Source organism: Microbispora sp. H10885, from assembly GCF_014161415.1.
In the GTDB taxonomy this organism is placed as follows: Bacteria; Actinomycetota; Actinomycetes; order Streptosporangiales; family Streptosporangiaceae; genus Microbispora; species Microbispora triticiradicis.
In genome coordinates this window covers 549,523-572,716 of record NZ_JABBWY010000002.1, presented here as the reverse complement: position 1 = coordinate 572,716, position 23,194 = coordinate 549,523, and the positions used below count along the sequence as shown (strand labels likewise).

Annotated in this window: 19 protein-coding genes; 10 read left to right on the top strand and 9 right to left on the bottom strand. The window is 73.1% G+C overall.

Translation table 11 applies throughout. The annotated features are described in order from the left end of the window. Positions 1–72: 72 nt before the first annotated feature. Together HHX37_RS07535 and HHX37_RS07530 are read right to left on the bottom strand one after the other, a co-directional pair. On the bottom strand, positions 73–1,296 hold the full coding sequence (locus tag HHX37_RS07535; RefSeq protein WP_182880051.1) for an HRDC domain-containing protein: 1,224 nt from the start codon (positions 1,294–1,296) through the stop codon (positions 73–75). A gap of 3 nt (positions 1,297–1,299) precedes the next feature. Further along, positions 1,300–1,896, bottom strand: coding sequence for a DUF3000 domain-containing protein (locus HHX37_RS07530; protein ID WP_111697961.1), 597 nt, complete (start codon positions 1,894–1,896; stop codon positions 1,300–1,302). A gap of 468 nt (positions 1,897–2,364) precedes the next feature. Here HHX37_RS07530 and hemE point away from each other — a divergent pair, with 468 nt between their 5' ends. Beyond that, positions 2,365–3,402, top strand: a complete 1,038-nt coding sequence (hemE, locus tag HHX37_RS07525) for a uroporphyrinogen decarboxylase (RefSeq protein WP_182880052.1) — start codon at positions 2,365–2,367, stop codon at positions 3,400–3,402. 15 nt (positions 3,403–3,417) lie between these two features. Here hemE and HHX37_RS07520 read toward each other — a convergent pair whose 3' ends face one another. The 3 genes from HHX37_RS07520 to HHX37_RS07510 all read right to left on the bottom strand — a co-directional run bounded on the left by HHX37_RS07520 (position 3,418) and on the right by HHX37_RS07510 (position 9,218). Next, positions 3,418–4,491: a DUF4349 domain-containing protein gene (locus HHX37_RS07520; RefSeq protein WP_182884925.1), complete on the bottom strand. Its 1,074-nt coding sequence runs from the start codon at positions 4,489–4,491 to the stop codon at positions 3,418–3,420. Between the two features lie 172 nt (positions 4,492–4,663). Next, complete coding sequence (locus tag HHX37_RS07515) at positions 4,664–7,972, bottom strand: PQQ-dependent sugar dehydrogenase (protein WP_220502651.1); 3,309 nt, start codon at positions 7,970–7,972, stop codon at positions 4,664–4,666. A gap of 115 nt (positions 7,973–8,087) precedes the next feature. Continuing rightward, entirely contained in the window at positions 8,088–9,218 is a 1,131-nt protein-coding gene (locus HHX37_RS07510; protein ID WP_182880054.1) for a sugar phosphate isomerase/epimerase family protein, read from the bottom strand. A 374-nt stretch (positions 9,219–9,592) separates the two neighbouring features. Between HHX37_RS07510 and HHX37_RS07505 the strand changes: the two genes are divergently transcribed. From HHX37_RS07505 to HHX37_RS07475, 7 genes are read left to right on the top strand one after another with little or no spacing between them, the layout of a single operon-like run. After that, the gene (locus tag HHX37_RS07505) at positions 9,593–10,795 is read left to right on the top strand and encodes an inositol-3-phosphate synthase (protein WP_182884924.1); all 1,203 of its coding nucleotides are present in this window, start codon (positions 9,593–9,595) and stop codon (positions 10,793–10,795) included. Continuing rightward, positions 10,792–11,637 (top strand): SCO3242 family prenyltransferase, encoded by an 846-nt coding sequence (locus HHX37_RS07500; RefSeq protein ID WP_182884923.1) that lies wholly within the window; start codon positions 10,792–10,794, stop codon positions 11,635–11,637. The genes HHX37_RS07505 and HHX37_RS07500 overlap by 4 nt, the downstream gene beginning before the upstream one ends. Beyond that, positions 11,634–12,485 carry a sugar phosphate isomerase/epimerase family protein gene (locus HHX37_RS07495; protein ID WP_182880057.1) on the top strand — a complete coding sequence of 284 codons (852 nt, stop codon included), beginning with the start codon at positions 11,634–11,636 and terminating at the stop codon, positions 12,483–12,485. Before HHX37_RS07500 ends, HHX37_RS07495 begins: the two co-directional genes overlap by 4 nt. Then, positions 12,451–12,954, top strand: coding sequence for an EboA domain-containing protein (locus HHX37_RS07490; RefSeq protein ID WP_111699525.1), 504 nt, complete (start codon positions 12,451–12,453; stop codon positions 12,952–12,954). The genes HHX37_RS07495 and HHX37_RS07490 overlap by 35 nt, the downstream gene beginning before the upstream one ends. Before the next feature lie 5 nt (positions 12,955–12,959). Beyond that, positions 12,960–13,802 (top strand): TatD family hydrolase, encoded by an 843-nt coding sequence (locus HHX37_RS07485; RefSeq protein WP_182884922.1) that lies wholly within the window; start codon positions 12,960–12,962, stop codon positions 13,800–13,802. A 2-nt stretch (positions 13,803–13,804) separates the two neighbouring features. Next, positions 13,805–14,935: a metabolite traffic protein EboE gene (gene eboE / locus HHX37_RS07480; RefSeq protein ID WP_111699527.1), complete on the top strand. Its 1,131-nt coding sequence runs from the start codon at positions 13,805–13,807 to the stop codon at positions 14,933–14,935. After that, positions 14,935–16,260 (top strand): alkaline phosphatase family protein, encoded by a 1,326-nt coding sequence (locus tag HHX37_RS07475; protein WP_111699528.1) that lies wholly within the window; start codon positions 14,935–14,937, stop codon positions 16,258–16,260. The genes eboE and HHX37_RS07475 overlap by 1 nt, the downstream gene beginning before the upstream one ends. A 64-nt stretch (positions 16,261–16,324) precedes the next feature. Here the strand turns inward: HHX37_RS07475 and HHX37_RS07470 are convergent, their stop codons facing one another. Beyond that, positions 16,325–17,515: an ROK family transcriptional regulator gene (locus HHX37_RS07470; RefSeq protein WP_182880059.1), complete on the bottom strand. Its 1,191-nt coding sequence runs from the start codon at positions 17,513–17,515 to the stop codon at positions 16,325–16,327. 214 nt (positions 17,516–17,729) lie between these two features. Between HHX37_RS07470 and hemG the strand changes: the two genes are divergently transcribed. Further along, positions 17,730–19,166 (top strand): protoporphyrinogen oxidase, encoded by a 1,437-nt coding sequence (gene hemG / locus HHX37_RS07465; protein ID WP_259406260.1) that lies wholly within the window; start codon positions 17,730–17,732, stop codon positions 19,164–19,166. Between the two features lie 29 nt (positions 19,167–19,195). Further along, positions 19,196–19,897: a hydrogen peroxide-dependent heme synthase gene (hemQ, locus tag HHX37_RS07460; RefSeq protein WP_138460003.1), complete on the top strand. Its 702-nt coding sequence runs from the start codon at positions 19,196–19,198 to the stop codon at positions 19,895–19,897. Here hemQ and HHX37_RS07455 read toward each other — a convergent pair. The 3 genes from HHX37_RS07455 to HHX37_RS37620 form a co-directional block, all read right to left on the bottom strand. Beyond that, positions 19,869–20,438 (bottom strand): hypothetical protein, encoded by a 570-nt coding sequence (locus HHX37_RS07455; RefSeq protein WP_182884921.1) that lies wholly within the window; start codon positions 20,436–20,438, stop codon positions 19,869–19,871. The two genes, hemQ and HHX37_RS07455, sit on opposite strands and share 29 nt — an antisense overlap. 122 nt (positions 20,439–20,560) lie before the next feature. Next, positions 20,561–21,214, bottom strand: coding sequence for a response regulator transcription factor (locus HHX37_RS07450; protein WP_310737992.1), 654 nt, complete (start codon positions 21,212–21,214; stop codon positions 20,561–20,563). Beyond that, positions 21,199–23,190, bottom strand: a complete 1,992-nt coding sequence (locus tag HHX37_RS37620; RefSeq protein WP_182884920.1) for a histidine kinase — start codon at positions 23,188–23,190, stop codon at positions 21,199–21,201. Before HHX37_RS37620 ends, HHX37_RS07450 begins: the two co-directional genes overlap by 16 nt. Positions 23,191–23,194: the final 4 nt, after the last annotated feature.

Sequence of the window (23,194 nt, the reverse complement as noted above, 5' to 3'; positions counted from 1 at the left end):
GTCACCAGTACTTGCCGCGCCGGGCCGAAATGCTTCATTCCCAGGGCACGCGCCGGTCGCCGGCGTCCCGGGTCAGACCTCTCCCTTGATCTCCAGCCGTTCGAGCGCCTTGGTCAGCGGGTGGACGGTCAGGCCGATCTGCCACTCCCGGGCGCCCAGCGCGCGCAGCCGCGCGGACACCGACTCCTCCGTGACCGGGGCGGGCGGCTCCCACGTGAGGCGGCGTACGGCGTCGGGCTGGAGCAGGTTCTCGGTCGGCATGCGGTGCTCGTCGGCCAGCGCGGCGACGACGGCCCGCGCCGCCGCGAGCCGCTTGGCCGCGGCCGGGTCGCGGTCGGCCCAGCGGTTAGCCGGGGGAGGGCCGTCCCCGGGCCCCACGGGCTGCGGCAGCGCAGGTTCGGGCATCGTGCGGGCCCGGTTCACCGCCGCGAGCCAGTCGTTCAGGTGGCGCCGGGCGCTGCGGCCGACGAAGGGCGTGATCTCGGTGAGCGCCTTGGTCGTCCGCGGCTGGTCGAGCGCAGCCTGCACGATCGCGGAGTCGGGCAGCACGCGGCCCGGCGCGAGGTCGGCCTCCCGCGCGATCTCGTCGCGCAGCGTCCACAGCTCCCGCACCACGGCGAGCCCGCGCAGCGAGCGGACCCGGTGGATGCCGGAGGTGCGCCGCCACGGGTCGGTGCGCGGCGGATGGGCGGGGGCGGCCAGGATCGCGCCGAACTCCTCCAGCGCCCACTCCAGCTTGCCCGTGGCGGTCAGCTCGTCGTGCAGGAAGTCGCGCAGCTCGACCAGCACCTCCACGTCGAGCGCGGCGTACCGCAGCCAGTCCTCCGGCAGCGGGCGGGTCGACCAGTCCGCTGCCGAGTGCCCCTTCTCCAGCCGCAGCCCGAGGACCAGTTCGACCATGGTGCCGAGGCCCACCCGCTCGTAGCCGAGCAGCCGCCCGGCCAGCTCGGTGTCGAACAGCCGCCGCGGCCGGAAGCCCAGCTCCGCCAGGCAGGGCAGGTCCTGGTTCGCGGCGTGCAGGACGATCTCGGCCTCCCGCAGCGCCTCGTCCAGCGCGGACAGGTCGGGGCAGGCGACGGGGTCGATCAGCGCGGAGCCCGCGCCGGCCCGGCGCAGCTGCACCAGGTAGGCGCGGCCGCTGTAGCGGTAGCCGGAGGCGCGCTCGGCGTCGACGGCCACGGGCCCCGTGCCACGCGCGAAGGCCTCCACGGCGGCCCTCAGCGCGGCGGGGTCCTCGATGACGGGCGGGATTCCCTCGCGCGGCTCCAACAGCGGCTGGATCACGGGTTCTGACACTGGCTACGGGACCTTCGGGTCATCTCTGCGGGCGGGACGCGGGTGCAGCGTCGCGACGTCGGGGGGCAACGGGGGGATGCCCGCCGCCAGGCACATCAGATCGCACCAGGCGGCGGCGTGGGGCGACATGTCCTCGTCGAGCGGCGACCATGAGGCCCGCAGCTCGATCTCGGTGGTGACGGGGTCGTCGGCCTTGCTGCCGAACCCCTCCGAGACCGCCCGGGTGACCGTGCCGCCGACCGCCGCGTAGCGCGCGCCGTGCGCGTCGAGCGCCTCGGTGAGCCAGCTCCAGGCCACCGGCCCGAGCAGCGGATCCGTGGTCATCTCCGGCTCCACGTCGGCGCGTACGTAGGCGACCAGGCGGAACTGCCCCTCCCAGCCGCGCTGGCCGTCGGGGTCGAAGAGCAGGATCAGGCGGCCGACGGCGAGTTCGTCGTCGTCGCGGTAGACGGAGGCCCCGACGGCCCCGGAGTACGGCGCGAGCCGCTGGGGCGCCGGGATGTCCTCCAGCTCGATCTCCGGCCGGACCCCGGTGGGGCGCAGCGTCTCCAGCGCGCGCCGGAAGGCGGCGGGAGGCGCCGGCGGCTCACCGAGGGTCATGACGGAAGCGTAGGTCGGATTCGGGAGAGCGCGAAGCAGGGGGGTGGCTGTGGGGGACATGAGAAGTCGTCAAGCCGTCGCCGCCGCTCGAGTACTCGGACGCCCGCCTCCCCGGCGGCAGGCAGGGCGCTCGGCACCGTGATCAGTGCGGTGTTCGGGGGAACTCCACATCGAAGTCATCGCTCCGGGGCCTCTCGTCGGATCCACGGTCGTGGCGGTCGCTCGGGACTGATCCGACGTTGGCACGTCCCGCCGACATTTCCCCGCATCGCACTCGGCGTGTCTCGAAAGTGGTATTGGAATCGATGCCGGATGCCCGATTGACGAACACATTGCCGAGCGGTGAGGCGACTCACAGGAGGGGATGGGGTTCACCTTACGGGATCGGCGGAGTTTTTCGCGTCCTCCGGGAACCCCAGGTGGTGGGTCCGGGCACGGGGCGACCTCCGGGCATGGCAGGCTGGTGCCGTGAAACCCCAGCTCGCCGAATCCGTCTTCGTCCGCGCCTGCCGGCGCGAGGCCGTCCCGCACACCCCCGTCTGGTACATGCGACAGGCCGGGCGCTCACTGCCCGAGTACCGGAGGGTACGCGCGGGTGTCGAGATGCTCACCGCCTGCGCCACGCCCGACCTGGTGGTGGAGATCACCATGCAGCCGGTCCGCAGGTACGGCACGGACGCGGCGATCTTCTTCAGCGACATCGTGGTCCCGCTCAAGGCGATCGGCGTCGACCTGGACATCAAGCCGGGCGTCGGCCCGGTCGTCGGTACCCCCATCCGCGACAAGGCGGGCGTCGACACCCTGCGGCCGCTGGAGCCGGACGACGTGCCGTACGTGACGGAGGCCGTCGGCGCGCTGACCGGCGAGCTGGGCGGGACCCCGCTGATCGGCTTCGCCGGAGGGCCGTTCACGCTCGCGTCGTACCTCATCGAGGGCGGCCCGTCCAAGAACCACGACCGCACCAAGGCCATGATGTACGGCGAGCCCGAGCTGTGGCACTCCCTGATGGAGCGGCTCGGCGCGATCACGCTCGCCTTCCTGCGCGTGCAGGCGCTGGCCGGGGCGTCGGCCGTCCAGCTCTTCGACTCGTGGGTGGGCGCGGTCGCGCCGCAGGACTACCGGACGTACGTGCTGCCGCACACCAGCCAGATCTTCGCCGGGCTCGCGGACCTCGGGGTGCCGCGCATCCACTTCGGCGTCGGCACCGGCGAGCTGCTCGGCGTGATGGGTGAGGCCGGCGCCGACGTGGTGGGCGTCGACTGGCGGGTGCCGCTCGACGAGGCCGCGCTCCGGGTGGGCGCGGGCAAGGCGCTGCAGGGCAACCTCGACCCGGCGATCCTGCTGGCGCCCTGGGAGGTCGTCGAGAGGCGGGCCAGGGACGTGCTCGAACGCGGCCGGGTGGCCGAGGGGCACGTGTTCAACCTCGGCCACGGCGTGCTTCCCTCGACCGATCCCGACCAGCTCGCCCGGCTCACCGACCTCGTCCACGAGGCGTCGGCCCGCTGACCACCGCTCCGGGTCCTACTCGGGCTCGTCGCCGGGTGCCTGCCCGGGTCCGGGGGTGTACGCGGGTGTCCGGGCCGGCGGACGCGGCGCGGCGGGGCCGGGAGACGCGGGGGGTGCGGGAGGCGCGGCGGGCCTGCGCCGGCGGACCCGGCGCACGATCTCCCGTCCGGCCAGCCACAGCACCGCGCCCACGGCGAGCCAGGGCAGCAGCACGCCCACCACGGTCAGCGTCACCCCGGTCGCCGAGGACAGGGCGTCCCACCCGGCCCGCAGCCCGGCGAGGAAGCCGGGCGCGTCCTCGGTCTTCTTCGGCTGCGGGGAGGGGGAGGCGCCCGGCTGCGGGAACAGGGTGAGCGTCAGCGTGCCCATGCCGGTCTGCCCCTCCAGGGCCTTCTGCCTGGCCTGCAGCGACTCCAGTTCGGCCTCGCGGCTGGAGATCTCCCGTTCGATCTCCATGATCTCGCCGATCTTCTCGGCCTTCGACAGCAGCGTGCGGAACTGGCTGAGCGCGGCCTCGGCCGACTTCACCCGGCTGGCGACGTCGGCGACCTCCTCGGTGACGTCCTCGGTGTTCTGCCGCATCGACTTGCGGACGCCGAGGTCGCGTCCGAGCTGGGCCAGCACGCCGGAGTAGCGGTCCGGGGGCACCTTGAACACGATCACCCACTGACCGCCGCCCGGGGAGTGCTCGTCGCCCGCGTAGAAGTCGCTGCGTTCCTGGGCGACGTACCCGCCCGCGCCGCTCACGACCTCCTTGGCGCGGTCGGCCGCCGCCGTGACGTCCTTGGCCTCGACGATGAGCTCCGACGTGTAGACGATGGCGCGGTCGGCCTGGCCGAGCTTGACGTCGTCCTGCTTCCCGCTCCCGCCGCCGGACGCGGCCTTCGAGTCCTGTGCCGAGCCCCCCGCGGAGCCGGCCGCCGAGCCCCCCGCCGACCCCTCTCCGGGAGCCTGCTCCTGCATGGCGGGCACGGGCGCGGCGGCGTCGCTCGCCGCCTGGCCGCTCGACGAGTCGTCGCCGCCCCCACACCCCGTCAACAGAAAGGCGACGGCCGCCAGGGCCGCCGCACCGTACCGGATTCGACTCATGTCAGGTACATCGGTTCACCCGCACGGACAGTTCGACGCCGGCGATCACGATGGCATCACAATGCCTCTGGTCATCGCCGGCGTCTCGCCGCTGGGGGGTGAAGACCCGTGGGCCCCGGCCGGGCCGGGCCGGAGCCCACGGGGGTCGTGCCGGCCGAGTACTCGCCGAGTACTAGCCGAGCTGCCTGATCAGGTCCGCGGCGTCCCGGACGAGGACGTCGCTGACGGCCGGGTCGGTCACCTTCTTGCTCTCTCCGGCGAACTCGATGAACTTCTCCAGCCTGCCGACGGCCTTGTGGTTGCGGCCCTTGCCGACCACCTGCTCCTCGGCCTTGTCGAGTTCCTTGAGCAGGGACTCACTCTTGACCTTGCCCGCCGCCTTGAAGGTCTCCAGCAGCGCGCGCACGTCGGCGAACGAGGTGGTGACCTGGAAGGTGACGGTCTTCTCGGTGGTGAAGCCGGCCTTGTCGCGGGCGGTGACGGTCAGCGTGTTGTCGCCGAGCGGCAGCGTCCACAGCGGGATCGCCGCCCCGGACTCGACCGTACGGTCGCCGATCTTGGCGGTGACGCTCGCCACGCCGGAGGCCGCGTCGGTGGCCGAGAAGACCGGCGTGATCGAGGCCGAGTCGCCGTACGCCTTGCTCTCGACGCCGCTCACGTCCACGGCGGGGGCGGTCTTGTCGATCTTCACCGTGACGGTGCCGATCTGCGAGACGTTGCCGCCGCTGTCGGTCGCGCGGTAGCGGACCTCGGTGGTGCCCTCGGTGCTCAGCGTCACCGCGTTGTTGGCGTTCAGCCAGGTGGTGCCGCCGTTGACCGAGTACTGCCGGCTCGCGACCGTGCCGTTGTCGGTCGCGGTGACCGTCAGCGTCACGTTGCCCTTGTACCAGCCGTTCTCACCGGTCGGCTGGGCCGGGTTGAGGGTGGCGGTCACGGTCGGCGGGGTCTTGTCGGCGACGCCGTCGCCCACGAAGGTGAACGCGTCCACGTCCACGCCGCCGGTGGAGGTGACGTAGAGCCTGCCGCTGCCCGTGGGGGCGTTCTTCAGGTCGGTGGTCACCGTCTGCCAGCCGGCCCCGGCCGGGATCGCGACGGTCGCGAAGGGCTCCGCGGTCGGCGAGTTCCAGCGCAGGGACAGGGTGCCCGCGCCGGTCGCCTGGGTCTTCACCGAGGTGATGCCGGCGAAGTTCACCGGGTCGTAGCCGATGTAGTCGCCCGCGTCGAGCGAGGTGACCTTGTTGAGGCCGGACGCCGTCGAGTCCGGGGTCTTGGTGACGCCCTTGCTGTCGTCCCCGTGCTCGGCCTGCATGAGCTTGGGGTTGAGGATCAGGGTCGTGTCGCTGGAGGCGCCGGGGATGCCGTTGGCGCCGTTGTCGCGGTAGCTGACCACGACCACGCCGAAGATGTTCTCGGTCACGCCGTGCTCGGGAGCGTCCGCGGGGGTCGCCCAGGTGATGGTGCAGCCCGTGCCGGTCGTGATCGGGTGGGCGTGCGTGTCGTGGCCGAGGCCGAAGGTCCACGCGACCCGGCTGCAGGTCGGGTTGTCGCCGTCCTCCTGGTCGGTCACCTTGACCTTGAACGGAACCGCGTTGCCCCAGTCGATGAAGCCGCCGTCACCGGGGGTCTCGATGGAGACCTTGGGTGCGGTGTTGCCGACGGTGATCTCGAGGGTGGCGAGACCGAACCGGCCGCCCGCGTCGGTGACCCGCAGCCGGGCGGTGTACTGCCCGAGCTTGTCGTAGGTGTGGGTCGCCGTCACGCCCTTCGCGTCGAACGTGCCGTCGCCGTCGAAGTCCCACTCGTAGGTCAGGTCGCCGGCCTCGGAGTCGGAGGACTTGGCGCCGCTGAACTCGACGGTGAGCGGCGCGTTGCTGCCCGACGTCTTATCCGTGGTGATCTTCGCCTGCGGGGCCTTGTTGCCGGGCGAGTAGTCGATGCGGTAGAGACCCGAGTCGGGGTTGGCGCGGAAGAAGCCGTCGCCGTACTCCAGCACGTACAGCGCCCCGTCGGGACCGAACTCGAGGTCCATCGGGTTGTCCGTGATGGGCATCGCCATCTTGGTCAGCTCGGCGTTGGGCAGGACCTGCTCGATCTTGGTGACCGGCCCGTCGGAGCCCGAGACCGTGAACGCCGCCAGGTAGTCCTGCGAGAACTCGCCGAAGAAGAACTTGTTGTCCCAGTAAGCGGGGAACTTCGTCGCCGACTTGTTGTCCGCGTCGAAGTGGTAGACCGGGCCGCCCATGGGGGCCTGGCCGTTCTGCACCGGGTCGAACTCGGTGAGCCCGGACCACTCCGCCGGCTGGTCGCTCGCGCGGTCGCCGTAGTACAGGTCGGCCGGGGTCGCCGGGGGCAGCTTCTCCAGGCCGGTGTTCCAGACGGAGTCGTTGGTCGCGCCGCCCGCGCAGTCGAAGAACTCACGCGGCTTGGAATTCGCGTAGTCCCAGTGGTTGTAGTTGAAGTTGTCGCCGGTGCAGTACGGCCAGCCGCCGTTCATCGGCTTGTTCAGCGGGGTGACGTTCCACTCGACGAGACCCATCGGGCCGCGCTGGGGGTCGGCGGCGCCGGCGTCCGGCCCGTAGTCGCCCCAGGAGAGCGTCCCGGTCTTCGAGTCGACGTCGATGCGGAACGGGTTCCGCACGCCCATCACGAAGATCTCGGGCCGGGTCTTGGCCGTGCCCTTCGGGAAGAGGTTGCCGTCGGGGACCGTGTAGGAGCCGTCCGCCCCCACCTTGATCCGCAGGATCTTGCCGCGCAGGTCGTTGGTGCTGCCCGCGCCGCGGCGGTCGTCGAAGCCCGGGTTCATGCCGGGGGCGTCGTTGTTGGGCGCCATGCCGTTGGCGCCGGGGGTGCTGGCCGGGGTGTTGTCACCGGTGGCCAGGTAGAGGTTGCCGTCGTCGTCCCAGTCGAAGTCGCCGGCGACGTGGCAGCACTGCCCGCGGTTGGTCTCGACCTTGATGATGACCTGCTCGGTGGACAGGTCGAGCTTGTCGCCGTCCCACTTGAACCGGGAGACCTGGTTGTAGCCCTTCCACTGGTCCCAGTAGGACACGTCGGCGCCGGCGGGCAGGGAGTTGGGCGCCGATCCGGCCGGGGTCTCCGCCGGGTACGGCCCGGTCATCTTCCTCGGCGCGTAGTAGACGTAGACCCACTTGTTGTTCGCGAAGTCCGGGTCCAGGCCGATGGTCTGCAGGCCGTCCTCGGAGTTGTTGTAGACGTCGAACTTGTTGATGATCTTCGTCACGCCGCTGGCGGGGTCGGTCAGCCTGAGGTCGCCGTTGCGCGCGGTGTGCAGGACGCGGCCGTCCGGCATGACCGCCATGTCGATCGGCTCGCCGACGTCCTTGGTGAGAGTGACCTTCTCGTAGTTCTGCCAGTTCAGGGCCGGTTCGTCGGCCGCCTGTGCGGGTGCGGCGGTGAACGCCGCGAACGGGAGTGTCAGTGCCGCGGCGAGACCGCCGAGCACGATGCGAGTACGCTTCAAGTCTGCTGCGCCTCTTCTCTTCCTGGGGGGTGGCAAGGCAACGGCGGGCCGCCACGAGTGCCGCTGCAATGGAACACGTGGCGGTCCGCCGATTCTCGGCGGCTGATGAAGATCGTCAGCCGCGAAGCTTGGAGATGTTGTTGTAGCTGAGCGCGGCGTACTGCAGCGACTGACCCGGGTTGGCGGTGCCGCCGGGCGCGTTGTCCTGCTCGTACATCGGGTTGTGGTAGCCCTTGGCGCCCATCTCGGAGAAGAAGGACTTGTAGTCGATGTCGCCGGTGCCGAACGGAACCATGTCGTAGCCGTTGGCGGTACCGGTGTTGATCTTGCCGTCCTTGGCGTGGAACAGCGGGAACCGCATGGTCTGGCCCTGCACGACGCCGAGCGGGTTGAAGATCTGCGTCTGCGCCGAGCCGTCGGGCGCGGTGTAGGCCTTGTGCTTGTACTGCGCCACGTAGGCCCAGAAGATGTCCATCTCCAGCCACACGTGCTTCGGGTCGGTGTTCTGGAGGAAGTACTCCAGGCGGCGGATGCCGGAGGAGCGGGTGGGCCGGCCCTGCGCGTCGAGCGGTCCGCTGTCGAGCAGGAAGCTGTAGGCCACGTCGTGGTTGTGGGTGTACAGCTTGAGGCCCGCCTCGGTGGCGATCTGGCCGAGAGCGTTCCACTTCTCGGCGGCCACGTCCCAGTCGGCCTTGTAGGCGCTGCTCGTCGGGTCGTTGCCGGTGCCGACGTGCTTCATGCCGAGGATGTTGGCGATCTCCAGGTGGAGCTTGAAGCGGTCGAGGTCGGCCTGGTTCAGCGGCCAGGAGCCGGGGATGAAGCCGTGGTTGCCCTGGGCGACCAGGCCGCTGTCGTCCAGCCAGCCGCGCAGCAGGCGGGCGCCCTCGACGCTCTCCAGGCTGGCGCCGCCCTCGGCGTTGCGGTGCTGGGCGTAGCCGGCGAACTCCACCTGCGCGTAGCCGATCCGGCCGAGCTCCTGCAGAACGGCCCGGAAGCCGGACGGGAGGTTGCTCGACAGCGGGTCGCGGCTGATCGCGTCCCGGACCGTGTAGAGGATGATGCCGCGCCGCGGCGGCGGGACCAGGATGCCGTTGGCGGCGCGGGCGACCGACTTCATCGGGCCGGCCGCGGTGACCGCGGCGACGGCCGCCATGCCGGTCGTGGCCGCGAGGAACTGGCGTCGGTTGAGCCCCAGCTTGCGTCCGAGGTTTCCGGCCGTCTCCATCTCTTCTTCGTACGCACTCATCTGTCTTACTAACTCCATCTGCGTGGAAGCACCTGGGTCCTCGGGTGGTCCTCGGGGGTCAGGTGTGTGCGGAGCACTTGACGAGCAAGTTACGCCTCTTTCACCGAGCGTGGAAGAAGTTTCGTCATGATCTTTTGAACTTTCTACCGTCAGAGGACAAAGTTCCTCGCAAGGGGGTTGGGCGACCAGGGATTTCGCGTGGGAAGTGAGGGGCGGAAGGGGTGGTGGACGATCTTGAGCTCACCGCTTCATCGCAGGTAGATGAACTTTGTGTAGCAAGCCGGAAACTTTTGCTTGTGCGTGGCAAAAGGTCCCACTTAGTATCCGAATGTTCCGGGGTCATCCTTCATACCCGAGTTGACGGGAGAGTTACAGTGCCCATCGGTGTCTGGCTGGTCGGCGCCCGGGGGTCCGTCGCGACCACGGCAGTGGTCGGAGCGGCGGCGGTACGGGCGGGAGCCGCCCTGCCCACGGGTTGCGTCATCGAGGCCGCCGGCTTCCCCGGCGACTTCCCGCCCCTGGCCGACCTGGTGTTCGGCGGCCACGACGTGGTCGGTACGCCGCTGCGCAAGAGGGCCGAACTGCTCGCCCAGGCGGGCGTGCTTCCTCCCGCCCTGACGACTCTCCTCTCGGCGGACATCGACGCCGCCGAGGCCGAGATCCGGCACGGCTACGTCCCCGGCGTGGAGACCCAGGCGGAGGCCGCGCGCCGGCTCGCCGGCGACATCGCGGACTTCCGTGAGCGGCACGGCCTCTCCCGCGTGGTCGTGGTGGACGTGTCCTCGACCGAGCCGCCGGCCGAGGTGCCGTACGCCCGGCTCGCCGACCTGGAGGAGGCGCTGGCGTCCGGGGCGGACGCGCTGCCGCCCAGCTCCCTCTACGCCTACGCGGCCTTCCTGACCGGCAGCGGCTACGTGGCGTTCACGCCCTCCGCCGGACCGACGCCGCCCGCCCTGGACGAGCTGGCGCGGCGCAACGGCGCTCCGTACGCGGGACGCGACGGCAAGACCGGGGAGACGCTGATCAAGAGCGCGCTCGCGCCGATGTTCGCCGGCCGCGCGCTGCGGGTCCGGTCGTGGTCGGGGCTCAACCTGCTCGGCGGCGGCGACGGCGCCACGCTGGCCGACCCCGCCGCCCGGGCGAGCAAGTCGGCGAGCAAGGCGCGCGCCGTCCCCGCGATCGTGGGCGAGGAGGTCGAGGGCCTGACGCACATCGACTACGTCGCCGACCTGGGGGAGTGGAAGACGGCCTGGGACCACATCACGTTCGAGGGGTTCCTCGGCGTCCGGATGACCATGCAGTTCACCTGGCAGGGGTGCGACTCGACGCTGGCCGCCCCGCTCGTCCTCGACCTCGTCCGCCTCGTCGCGCGGGCGCAGGAGGCCGGGCACAGCGGCGTGCTGCCCGAGCTCGGCTACTTCTTCAAGGACCCGCTGGGCGGCGCCGGGCACGACCTGCCCGCCCAGTACGCCCGGCTGGTGGAGTTCGCCCGGTCGCTCGCGGGTGAGACCCCGGCGGTCGAGGCACTGAGGGTCGAGGCACTGACGGACGAGGCACCGACGGGCGACCGGCCGTGAGGGCCTGGCTGGAGCTGGTCCGCGCGCCCGCCGCGCTGTCCGTCCCCGGTGACACGCTCGCGGGGGCGGCCGCGGCCGGGCGGGCCGCCCGGCCCGGCCTCGCCGCGGCGTCGGTGCTGCTCTACTGGGCCGGAATGGCGCTCAACGACTGGTCCGACCGCGAGCTCGACGCGGTCGAGCGGCCCGAGCGGCCCATCCCCTCCGGGCGGATCAGCCCGGCGGGGGCGCTCGGGGTCGCCGTCGCGCTGACCGGCGCCGGGGTGGCCGCCGCCGGGATCTTCGGCGGACGGCGCGGGCTGGCGCTCGCGGGCCTGCTCGCGGGTTCCGTGTGGGCCTACGACATCAAGCTCAAGCACACTCCGGCGGGCCCGGCCGCCATGGCGGCCTGCCGCGTGTTCGACGTCCTGCTCGGCGCGGGCCCCGCCACCCGGGCCGCGGCCCCCATGGCCCTGGCCGTCGGCGCGCACACGTACGGGATCACCCTGCTGGGCACCGCCGAGGTCGACGGCGCCGAGCCTTCGACGATCGTCGGCGCGATGGCCGCCACCGGCGCGACCGCCGCGCTGGCCGCCGTCGCCTGCCGCAGCGGCGGAACCGTGGAACGCCTCGGCGCAGCCGGGCTGATCGCCGGGTATCTCGCCACGGCCGGGCGCGCCCAGGTGGCGCTGTGCACCGACCCCGACCCCCAGCACGTACGGCAGGCCGTGCGGATGAGCATCCTCGGCCTGATCCCGCTGCAGGCGGCGGCCGTCGCCGGGCGGGGCAGGCTCGCCCAGGCGGCGGCGCTGCTCGCCGCGCTGCCCGCCGGCCGGTGGCTGTCGGCGAAGGTGGCGACCTCGTGAGCGCGCTCTTGAATTGGGCGTACTGCACCAACGGCTTCCGCGACCACCCGCTCGACGAGGCGCTGCGCGTCCTCGCCGGCCTCGGCTACACCGGTGCGGCGATCACCCTCGACCACGGTCACCTCACCCCCGACGCGCCGCCCGCCGAGGTGGACCGGATCGCGGGGCTGGCGCGGCGGCTCGGCCTCGCCCTGGCCGTCGAGACCGGCGGCAGGTACACGCTCGACTCCCGGCGCAAGCACTTCCCGACGCTGCTGCACGCCGAGGGGGAGGCGCGGGCGGACCTGATCCGCCGCGCCATGCGGATCGCGGCCGACCTCGGCGCTCCGGTGGTGCACTTCTGGAGCGGCATCCGGCCGCCGGAGGTGCCCGAGGCGGAGGCGTGGGACCGGCTCGCCCGGCACTGCGAGCGCCTGCTCTCCGAGGCGGAGCGGGTGGGCGTCACGCTCGGGTTCGAGCCGGAGCCGGGGATGCTCGTGCAGGACCTCGCCGGGTACGAGCGGCTGCGCGGCCTGCTCGGCGGGCACCCCCGCTTCGGCCTCACCCTCGACATCGGGCACTGCCGCTGCCTGGAGCCGTACGACGTGCCCGAGTGCGTCGAGCGGGCGAAGCCCTATCTGGTCCACGTGCAGATCGAGGACATGCGGCGGGGCGTGCACGAACACCTCGAGTTCGGTGAGGGCGAGATCGACTTCCCGCCCGCGCTCGCCGCCCTCGACGGCTTCGGCGGCCTCGTGGCCGTCGAGCTCGCCCGGCACAGCCACGCGGCTCCCGACGTGGCGAGAAGGTCGATCGAATTCCTGAGGAGGGCACATGACCTGGCTGGCGCGGGCCGTAGCCGACGTTGAGCGCGACCCGGAGACCGTCCACGCGCTGTTCCCGAGGGCCGCGCGCGACGGCGGCCCCGGCGCCCGCGTGGAGCTGCTGAGAGCGCTCGCGAAGGCCGGGCCGGAGCCGGCCGAGGCCGTCACGAGGCTCTACTGGCAGGGTGACGCCTCCGAGCGGCTGGACATCCTGCGGGCGCTCCCGGACCTCGACCTCGGCCCGGCCGCCCTGCCGCTCGTGCACGACGCCCTGCGCACCAACGACACCCGGCTGGTCGCCGCCGCGCTCGGCCCGTACGGCTCGGCCTGGCTCGACGACCACGCCTTCCGGCAGGGCGTGCTCAAATGCGTCTTCATGTCCGTTCCGCTAGCCTCGGTCGAGGGCCTCGACCGGCGCTTCGACGAGGAGCTGCGGCGCATGCTCGCGGACTTCGCCGCCGAGCGCCGCGCGGCCGGACGTCCCGTTCCCCCCGACGTTCTCGAGAGGCTCTGATTCCCATGCGGATCTTCGATCCCCACGTCCACATGACGTCCCGCACCACCGACGACTACGAGCGCATGTACGCCGCCGGGGTCCGGGCCATCGTGGAGCCGGCCTTCTGGCTCGGCCAGCCGCGCACCAACGTCGGGAGCTTCCTCGACTACTTCGACGCGCTGCTGGGCTGGGAGCCCTACCGGGCCGCGCAGTACGGCATCCGCCATTACTGCACGCTCGCGCTCAACCCCAAGGAGGCCAACGACCCGCGGTGCCTGGGCGTGCTCGAGGAGCTGCCCCGCTACCTGCTGAAGGACTCGGTGGTCGCGGTGGGCGAGACGGGGTACGACTCCATGACGCAGGAGGAGGAGCGCGTCTTCGAGGCCCAGCTCGCGCTGGCCGAGGAGCACGGCCTTCCGGTGCTCGTGCACACGCCGCACCGCGACAAGGCCGCGGGGACCCGCCGCACGCTCGACGTGGTCAAGGGGGTCGACCCGGGGAAGGTGCTCGTCGACCACCTCAACGAGCTGACCGTCGGCATGGTCCACGAGGCCGGCTGCTGGATGGGCTTCTCGATCTACCCCGACACCAAGATGGACCCGGACCGCATGGTCGCGATCCTCAAGGAGTACGGCACCGAGCGGATGATCGTGAACTCCGCCGCCGACTGGGGACGCAGCGACGTGCTGAAGACCCGCGAGGTCGGCGAGGCCATGCTGGCCGCCGGGTTCACCGACGACGACGTGGACCAGGTGCTGTGGCGCAACCCGGTGGCCTTCTACGGCCAGAGCGGGCGCCTGGTCCTCGACGACGTCGAGTCCGGCGGCGACTACGAGGGCAACACGATCCTGCGCGGGACGCGCTGACCATGCGCCTGCGTCATCCCGCCGGTCCCGTCGTCCACCTGGCCTACTGCACGAACGTCCACCCCGCGGAGGACCTCGCGGGAATCCACGAGCAGCTCACCGGAGTCGCCGCGCGGGTGCGCTCGCTGACCGGCGCCGGGCGGCTCGGGCTCGGTCTGTGGCTGTCGCGCCGCGCCGCCCGGGCGCTGCGCGACGACCCCGCCGAGCTGGCCCGGCTGCGCGCCCGGCTGGACGAGCAGGGGCTCGAGGTCGTCACCCTCAACGGCTTCCCGTACGGAGGCTTCCACGACGAGGTCGTGAAGCTGCGGGTCTACCGGCCCGACTGGGCCGAGCCGGAACGGCTCGCCTACACCCTCGACCTGGCCGAGATCCTCACCGCGCTGCTGCCGGACGACGTGACCGAGGGCTCGATCTCGACGCTGCCCCTCGCCTGGCGCACCGGCTGGACGCCGGCCAAGGCCGCGGCCGTCAACGCCAGCTTGGCGGTGCTCGCCCGGGGCCTGCGGGCGCTGGCGGAGCGCACCGGCAAGACGATCCGGGTCGGCTTCGAGCCCGAGCCGGGCTGCGTCGTGGAGACCACCCCGCAGGCGGTGGCGCTGCTCGGCGGGGCCGACCGCGACCACCTCGGCGTCTGCCTGGACGCCTGCCATCTCGCCGTCGGCCTGGAGGAGGCCGCCGACGCGGCGGCCCTGGGGCTGCCGATCGTCAAGCTCCAGGTGTCGTCGGCGGTGGAGGCGCCACCGGGCGGCCAGCACGCGCTGGCGGCGTACGTGGAGGAGCGGTACCTCCACCAGACGCGGTGCGCGGCGGGCTACACCGACGACCTGCCCGAGGCGCTGGCCGGGGCGCTGCCCACGGACCTGCCGTGGCGCACGCACTTCCACATGCCCCTGCACGCCGCGCCCCCGCCGCCGCTCACCACCACCTCCTCCTATCTGGAGGACCTGCTGCGGCTGCTGGTGACCCCCGCCTCCCCCCACGGGGACCTCGCCGCCCCCCTCACCCGGCACCTCGAGGTGGAGACCTACACCTGGAGCGTGCTGCCCGGCCCGGTGGACATCGCCGAGGGCATCGCCGCGGAACTGGACTGGACCCGGCGGCGGCTCGCCGCCCTCGGACTTAAGGAGATCTGATGGCGCCCGTCGTCGTCGTCAACGTCGTCGGCCTGACCCCGCGCCTGCTCGCGCACATGCCGAACGTCGCCAAGGTGGGGGCCGCGGCCACCCTGAAGCCCGTGCTGCCCGCGGTGACCTGCACGATGCAGGCCACCCTGCTGACCGGGGCCATGCCGCGCGACCACGGCATCGTCGCCAACGGCTGGTACTTCCGCGACCTCGGCGAGGTCTTCCTGTGGCGGCAGCACAACCGGCTGATCCAGAGCGAGCAGCTGTGGGACGCGGTGCCGGGGATGCGCACGGCCAACGTCTGCTGGTGGTACGCGATGGGCGGCTCCAGCGACTTCATCGTCACCCCCCGGCCCGTCTACTACGCGGACGGCAAGAAGGACCAGGACTGCTACACCCGTCCTCCGTCGCTGCACGACGACCTCGTGGCCGAGCTCGGGGAGTTCCCGCTCTTCTCCTACTGGGGGGCGAACGCCAACATCGCCTCCTCCAAGTGGATCATCGCGGCCGCGCGCCGCATCCTCACCCGGGAACGGCCGGACCTGCTGATGGTCTACGTGCCGCACCTCGACTACGACCTGCAGCGGTTCGGCCCGGACGCGCCGCAGGCCGTCGCGGCGGCCCGTGAGGTCGACGCCGCCCTCGCGCCCCTGCTGCGGGAGGACGCCACCTTCGTCGTGGTGTCGGAGTACGGGATCACCAACGCGTCCCGGCCGGTGGACGTGAACCGCGCGCTGCGCCGGGCCGGGCTGCTGGAGGTCTACACCCAGGCCGGGATGGAGTACCTGGACCCCTGGGCGTCCCGGGCCTTCGCCGTGTCCGACCACCAGATCGCCCACCTCTACGTGCGCGACCCCGCCGACCTGCCCCGCGTCCGCGACATCGTGGCCGAGCTGCCCGGCGTGGACGAGGTCCTCGGCCAGGAGGGCAAGGCGAGGTACGGCCTCGACCACGACCGGGCCGGCGATCTCGTCGCCGTGGCCGACCCGGACGCCTGGTTCACGTACTACTACTGGCTGTCCGACGATCGCGCGCCCGACTTCGCGAAGCTCGTGGAGATCCACCGCAAGCCCGGATACGACCCGGCCGAGCTGTTCATGGACCCGGACGACCCGTTCGTGAAGCTCCGCGCCGGCGCGGCGCTGGCCCGCAAGAAGCTGGGCTTCCGCTACATGATGTCGGTGGTGCCCCTCGACCCGGCGCCGGTGCGGGGCAGCCACGGCCGGCTGCCCGACACGGCGGCGGACGGTCCGGTGCTGCTGGGCCCCTTCGAGGGCGAGTCCTACGCCGCGACGGAGTTCAAGGGCCTGCTGACGCAGCTGCTCAAGGGCTGAGAGACACCTGAGACAAGGCCGCCGTCCCGCGACCGGGGCGGCGGCCTTCGCCTTCGGGGAAGGCTCACTCCGCCGAGAACAGGTGGTCGCTGATCAGGCGGGCCGCCCCGACGATTCCGGCGGTCCCGCCGAGCTCCGACAAGACGATGGGCAGGTTGCCGGTCGCCAGCGGCAGGGAGCGCTGGTAGACGACGCTGCGGACCTCCGCGAGCAACGCGTGGCCGAGACCCGCCACCCCGCCCCCGATGATCACCAGGCCGGGGTTGAAGAAGCTCACCAGCGAGGCGAGCACGAGCCCCACGTGCCGGCCGCCCTCGCGGACCATCCGCACGGCGGCGGCGTCGCCCGAGGCCGCCGCCGCGCCCACGTCCTCGGCGGTGAGCACGCCCTCGTGCGCGAGCCGCTCGGCGAGGAAGGCGGAGCCGCCGGAGCGGGCGGCGGCCAGGGCGTCGCGGGCCAGCGCCGCGCCGCCGAAGTACGCCTCAAGACAGCCCGTGTTGCCGCACGTGCAGAGGGGGCCGTCCTCGTCCACCCGGATGTGGCCGATGTCGCCCGCGCTGCCGGTCACCCCGCGGTAGATCCCGCCGTCGACCACGATGCCGCAGCCGATGCCCGTACCGATCTTGACGAGCAGGAAGTCGTCGACGGACCTCGCGAGCCCGGCGTGCAGCTCGCCGAGCGCCATGATGTTCACGTCGTTGTCCACCAGCACCGGGCAGCCGAACTCCCGGGTCAGCGACTCCCGTACGGGGAAGCGGTCCCAGCCGGGCATGATCGGGGGCGAGACCGGCGTCCTGTCACGGAAGCTCACCGGGCCGGGGACGCCGAGGCCGATGCCGTGGATCACGCCGTGCGTCTCGGCCGTCTCACCGGTGAGCAGCTTGCCGACGAGCTCCATCGTCTGGTCGAGGACCGCCTCGGGGCCCTCCCGCACGTCGGCCGGCTTCGACAGGTGGCCGAGCACCTCCAGCTCGCCGTTGGTCACGCCCACGTCGATGGAGGTGGCGCCGATGTCGACGCCGACGAAGCGCAGATCGGAGGAGAGGCGCACGATGCCCGAGCGCCGTCCGCCCCGGGACGCCGCGAGGCCTCCGGACTCCACCAGGCCCAGCTGCGCGAGCCGGTCGAGTTCGAGGGCGAGCTTGGACGCGGACAGACGGACCACCTCCCCGAGCTCGGCGCGTGAGCGCGCGCCGTCCTGACGCAGGAGGCGCAGGAGCCGGGCCTGGTGCGGATTCTCGGGGCGAACCGTCATTCGCTTCACGCCGCTCTTCGGGGTCGGGAGAACTTCGGGATCGGGGAAATCGGTTGCATGAGGTAACTGACTCTACTTCTGCTCTGGCCTCCTCAACTTTATTACAGGACTGTCTTACTTTTAGCCTGGTATGTGAAAAGTTTCTATGAATCTTGCCCAGGTGGCGGCCATGCCGATACGGCCACCGCGTGTACGGGCCGGTAGCTTTGCCTCCATGGGCAGGACGATGGGCAGGACAGCGGGTAGTCATGTGGTCGTCGTGGGCGCCGGCATCGCGGGACTGGCCGCGGCGCTGCACCTGAGCCGGGCCGAGGCGGGGCTGCGGGTCACCGTGCTGGAAGCCGCGCCGAGGATCGGCGGCAAGCTGTACTCCTCGCCCGTCGCGGGGGTGGAGGTCGACGCGGGCGCCGAGTCGATGCTGGCGCGGCGGCCCGAGGGCACGGAACTGGCCCGGCTCGCCGGTCTCGGCGACGACCTGGCCGACCCGGGCACGACCCGGGCGGCGGTCCTGTCGCGGGGGTCCCTGCGCCCGCTGCCCAGGCAGCAGGTCATGGGCGTGCCCGCGGACGTGGTCGCGCTCGCCCGCTCGGGCATCCTGTCGCCCGCCGGGCTCGCCCGGGTGCCGCTCGACCAGTTCCTGCCGCCCACGCTCGTGACCGGCGACGTCTCCGTCGCGGCCTACGTGCGCGCCCGGATGGGGAGCGAGGTCGTCGAGCGGCTGGTGGAGCCGCTGCTGGGCGGCGTCTACGCCGGGCGGGCCGAGTCGCTGTCGCTCGACGCGACCATGCCGCGCGTCGCCGCCGCCGCCCGCACCGAGCGGTCCCTGCTGCAGGCCGCGAGGAGCATGGCCGCCGAGGCCCCGGCGGACGCCGGGCCGGTCTTCACGACCCTCAGGAGCGGCATGGGCGCGTTGCCGGCCGCCGTGGCCAAGGAGTCCGGCGCGCAGGTCCGGACCGGCGTCACCGTGCGCGACCTCCTCCGCACGCCGGACGGCTGGCGGCTGGTCACCGGCCCCACCCGCGACGAGGAGATCATCGACGCCGACGCGGTCGTCCTGGCGGTCCCGGCGCGGCCCGCCTCCCGGCTGCTGCGGCGCGAGGTGCCCGGGGCGGCGGCGGAACTCGCCGCGATCGAGTACGCCGGAATGGCGATCGTCACCCTCGCCTACCCCCTGGCGGCCTTCCCCGAGCCGCCGACCGGCAGCGGCTACCTGGTCCCGCCGGTGGAGGGCCGGCCGGTCAAGGCCGCGACGTTCAGCAGCGTCAAGTGGCCCCACCTCGCCGAGGCCGGCCGGGACGTGCTGATCGTCCGGTGTTCGCTCGGCCGGCTGGGGGAGGAGGCGGTGCTCCAGCGCGACGACGCCGAGCTGACGGCCCTGGCGACGGACGAGATGACCGAGGTGATGGGCGTCCGCGGGCTGCCGCTCGACACCCGGGTGACCCGCTGGGGCGGCGCGCTCCCGCAGTACGAGGTCGGCCACCTCGACCGGGTGGCCCGGGTGCGGGCCGCGATCGCCGGGCAGCCCGGCCTGGCCGTGTGCGGCGCCGCGTACGAGGGCGTCGGCATCCCGGCCTGCGTCGCCGGCGCCCGGACGGCCGCCCGGCTCGTGCTCGACCACCTGCGGGCGGCGCAGGCCGCCCCGGGGGCCTGACCGCCTCGCCGTACGGGCAGAATGGAGCCATGACGGAGCCCGCCCCGCGCCCCAAGGCACGCGATCTCAACCTGGTCATCCGGTACACGATGTGGTCGGTCTTCCGGCTGCGCGACCGGCTCCCCGACGCCCGTGAGGCCGTCGCCGGGGAGGTCGAGGAGCTGCTCGCCCAGGCGGCGGGCAAGGACGTGACGACGCGCGGCTGCTACGACGTGGCGGGGTTCCGCGCCGACGCGGACTTCATGTTCTGGTGGCACGCCCCCTCCCCGGAGGACCTCCAGGAGACCTACGCCCGGTTCCGCCGTACGGCGCTCGGCCGCGCGAGCGAGCCGGTCTGGTCGGCGATGGCCCTGCACCGGCCCGCGGAGTTCAACAAGTCCCACGTCCCGGCCTTCCTCGCCGACGAGGAGCCCCGCGGCTTCGTCTGCGTCTACCCCTTCGTCCGGTCCCTGGAGTGGTACCTGCTGGAGGACTCCGAGCGCCGCAGGATGCTCGCCGAGCACGGGATGATGGCCCGCGAGTACCCCGACGTGCGGTCGAACACGGTCGCCTGCTTCGCGCTCAACGACTACGAGTGGATGCTGGCCTTCGAAGCCGACGAACTGCACCGCATCGTCGACCTGATGCGCCACCTGCGCGGGGCCGAGGCGAGGCGGCACACCAGGATCGAGATCCCCTTCTACACCGGCACCCGCAAGCCGGTCAGCGAACTCGTCGCCGCGCTGCCCTAGCGATCGACACCCCCAGGACGGCCCAGGTCAGGGCTTCGACCAGGGGGCCCGCCGCGCCGAGCGCCATCGTCAGCGGCAGCGTCGCGGGCAGCACGGCCGCCACGGGACGGGGCACCGGCCCGTGGCGGAAGCACGCGATCGCCAGCGGGACCAGCCCGGCCATCCACAGCGCGATCCCCGGCACGAACAGCGCGCCGAGCGGGTCCGGCGCGTCGTGGCCGAGGAGGAAGGTGGTCGTCACCGGGACCGCGACGAGCGCGTGGCCGAGGCCGTACAGCAGCGCCCCGGCGTCGCCGATCCGACCCCAGCCCCCCGCCGGGCGGTGGACACGGCGCAGCGCGAGGACGGCCACGACCGCCGCCACCAGATAGAGCGCGTACGCGCCCTCGATGACGTAGTCCGCCGGAGAGGCGAACGGCACCGTCTGCGCGTGCAGGATCTGCGTCACGCCGAGCGTCAGTGCCGCCGCGACGGCGACGGCCGGAGCGGCGGCCGGCGCGGTGGGGGCGGTGGAAGTGCGGGGCGACGCGGTGGCGTCCATGACGGTTCTCCTCCGGAGGGTGCTGTCGTTGCCCGTCCAGATTCGGGCCGTGACGATCCCGGCCGGAGGAGCCGATGTTCCCGTCCGCGGGGGAACGCCTCCCGGATCTCCGGGAGGCGGGCTCAGCCCGTGGCGAGTCCCGCCGCGCGGGCGGCGGCGACCGCCCCGGCGCGGTCGCGCACGCCGAGCTTGACGAGGACGCCGGAGACGGCGTTGGCCACGGTCTTCGGGCTGACGCCCAGGCGCGCCGCGATCGCCTGGTTGCCCAGGCCCGACGCGACGAGTTCCAGGATCTCGTACTCCCGGTCGGTGAGCGCGGGGAACGGCCGCGGGGACACGCGGGGCGGCGCGTGCAGCAGGTTGATCAGGGACTCGGCCGCGCCGGTCCCGAAGACGGCCTGTCCCCGGGCCGCCGCGCGCACCGCGGCGACCACGTCGTCCTGGCCGGCGTTCTTGAGCAGGTAGCCCCTGGCCCCCGCGCGGACGGCCGCCAGCAGCGACAGGTCGTCGTCCGACATCGTGAGCATCACCACGCTCGGCGGGCGGGCCCCGGCGGACAGCCGCCGGGTCGCCTCGATGCCGTCCATGTTCGGCATCGAGATGTCCATGAGCACGACGTCGGGGCTGTGCTCGCGGGCGGCGGCGAGCGCCCGCAGGCCGTCCTCGGCCACCGCGACGACCTCGATGCCCTCCACGGTCGACATCAGCGCCCCGAGGCCGTCGCGGACCACCGGGTGGTCGTCGACGACGAGCAGCCTGATCACAGGGGAATCCACGCGGCCACCACCGTTCCGCCGCCGGGGGCGGCGTCGACCGTCAGCTTTCCGTCCAGCTCCTCCACCCGCTCCCGCATGGAGGTCAGCCCGACTCCCGGGACGGCCTCGGGCGCGAGCCCGCTCCCGTCGTCGCGCACGCTCAGCTCGAACCCGTCCGTCGTGCCGGCCTTCGCACCGGCCGCGGTCCGGCCGAGGCGTACGGCACAGCGGCGGGGCCCGCCGTGCCGCACCGCGTTCGTCAGCGCCTCGCGGGCGACCAGGTAGGCCGTGACCTCCACGGCGGCCGGCAGGCCGCTCACGTCCCCGGCCGTGACCTCGATCTCCACCCCGCCGGCGCCCAGCGTCGCGGCGGTGTGCTCGACGGCGCCGGCCAGCCCGAGCTGGGCCAGCTCGGGTGGCCTCAGCCCCCGCACCAGGCGGCGTACGCCCGCGCCCGCCTCGGCCACCTGCGTCCTGATCTGGGTGAGCAGGCCGCGCGCCCGCTCCGGGTCGGCCTTCAGCGCGTTGCCCGCGGCGTCCACCGTGAAGCCGATGCCCGAGAGGAAGGCGCCCAGCCCGTCGTGCAGGTCCCTGCTGAACCGCCGCCGCTCCTCCTCCCGCGCGGTGACCAGCAGCGTCCGCGAGCGCTGCAGCGCCACGGCGCGGTGGGCGGCGGCGAGCGCCGCCCCGGCGTGCGACGCGAGCGGGGCGAGCACCCGCACGTCGCCTCCCGACAGGCCGAGGACGCCGAGGACCTCGTCCTGGAAGCGCAGCGGCACCGACACGCCGAGCGGGGCGGGCGTGCCCCGCTCGGCGACCTTCAGCGGCTCGCCCGGCGCGCCCAGCTCGGCCCGTACGTAGGCGGCCCGGGTCGCCTCGGCCGCCGCGTCGGCGACGGCGGCGAGGATCTCCGCGGGCTCCGAGGTCGCGGCCAGGCGGGCGCCCAGCCGGGCGTGGACGGTCTCGGGGTCGGCCCGGCCGCCGTACAGGATGCGGCCGGAGGCCCGGCGCAGCCAGCGGTGCAGCGGCTCGACCGCGACCGCGACGGCCGTCGCGGCGGCGACGTGCGCCCCGGTGAGCCCGGACACCGTGAAGTACAGCAGGGCCAGGACCCCGGTCAGCAGCCCCAGGGTCAGCACCCGGCGCAGCCACGGCCCGGTCCCGTACAGGTCGTGGCGGAGCATCGCCACGCCGACGCAGGCCGGCAGGGCCAGGATGAACGGCACTCCGGCGGCGGGCAGCCGGGTGACGGCCGGCAGGAAGACGCCCGCCACGAACGCGCCGGCGCCGAGGCAGATCCACAGCAGCTGGGTGCGCCGCTCGCCCTGCGCCCTGACGGTGCGGACGACGAGCCCGGCCGCGCAGGCGAGCGAGACCGCGGCCAGGAGCACGATGACGGCGGGCAGCGCGTCCCGCGCCGGCGCCAGGGCCTCGACCGGGAACGGCCGGTCCGGGCCCTCGGGCACCAGCGCGGCCAGCACCGTGAACGCCGCCGTGGCGGCCACTCCCGTCGCGGCAACCGGCCGCCAGGCCCGCCCGGGCAGGCGGCCGTCCGGCACGAGCAGCAGCAGCACGCCGCCCACGGTCAGCAGGGCGGGGGCCCAGGCCCACGCGCCCACCCAGGCGGCCCAGCGGCCGCCGGGCAGGCCGGGCCGGAGCGAGTAGGAGTCGGCGAAGTAGGCGACGGCGCCGAGCACGGTCACCAGGCAGCAGGGTCCGACGGCGCCGCCCCTGCGGCGGGCCACCAGATAGGCGCCGAGCGGGGTGAAGCCGAGCGCGACCGCGGCGTCCACCGGGTCGGCGCCGCCCAGCGCTCCTCCGGCCGCGACCAGGACGCAGGACAGCCCGAACACGAGCCAGGACACGGTGGGGGACACGGTGGGGGACACGGTGGGGGACACGGTGGGGGACACGGTGGGGGACACGGTGGGGGACACGGTGGGGGACACGGTGGGGGACACAGTGGGGGACACGGTGAGGGACACGGCGGCCGGCACGGAC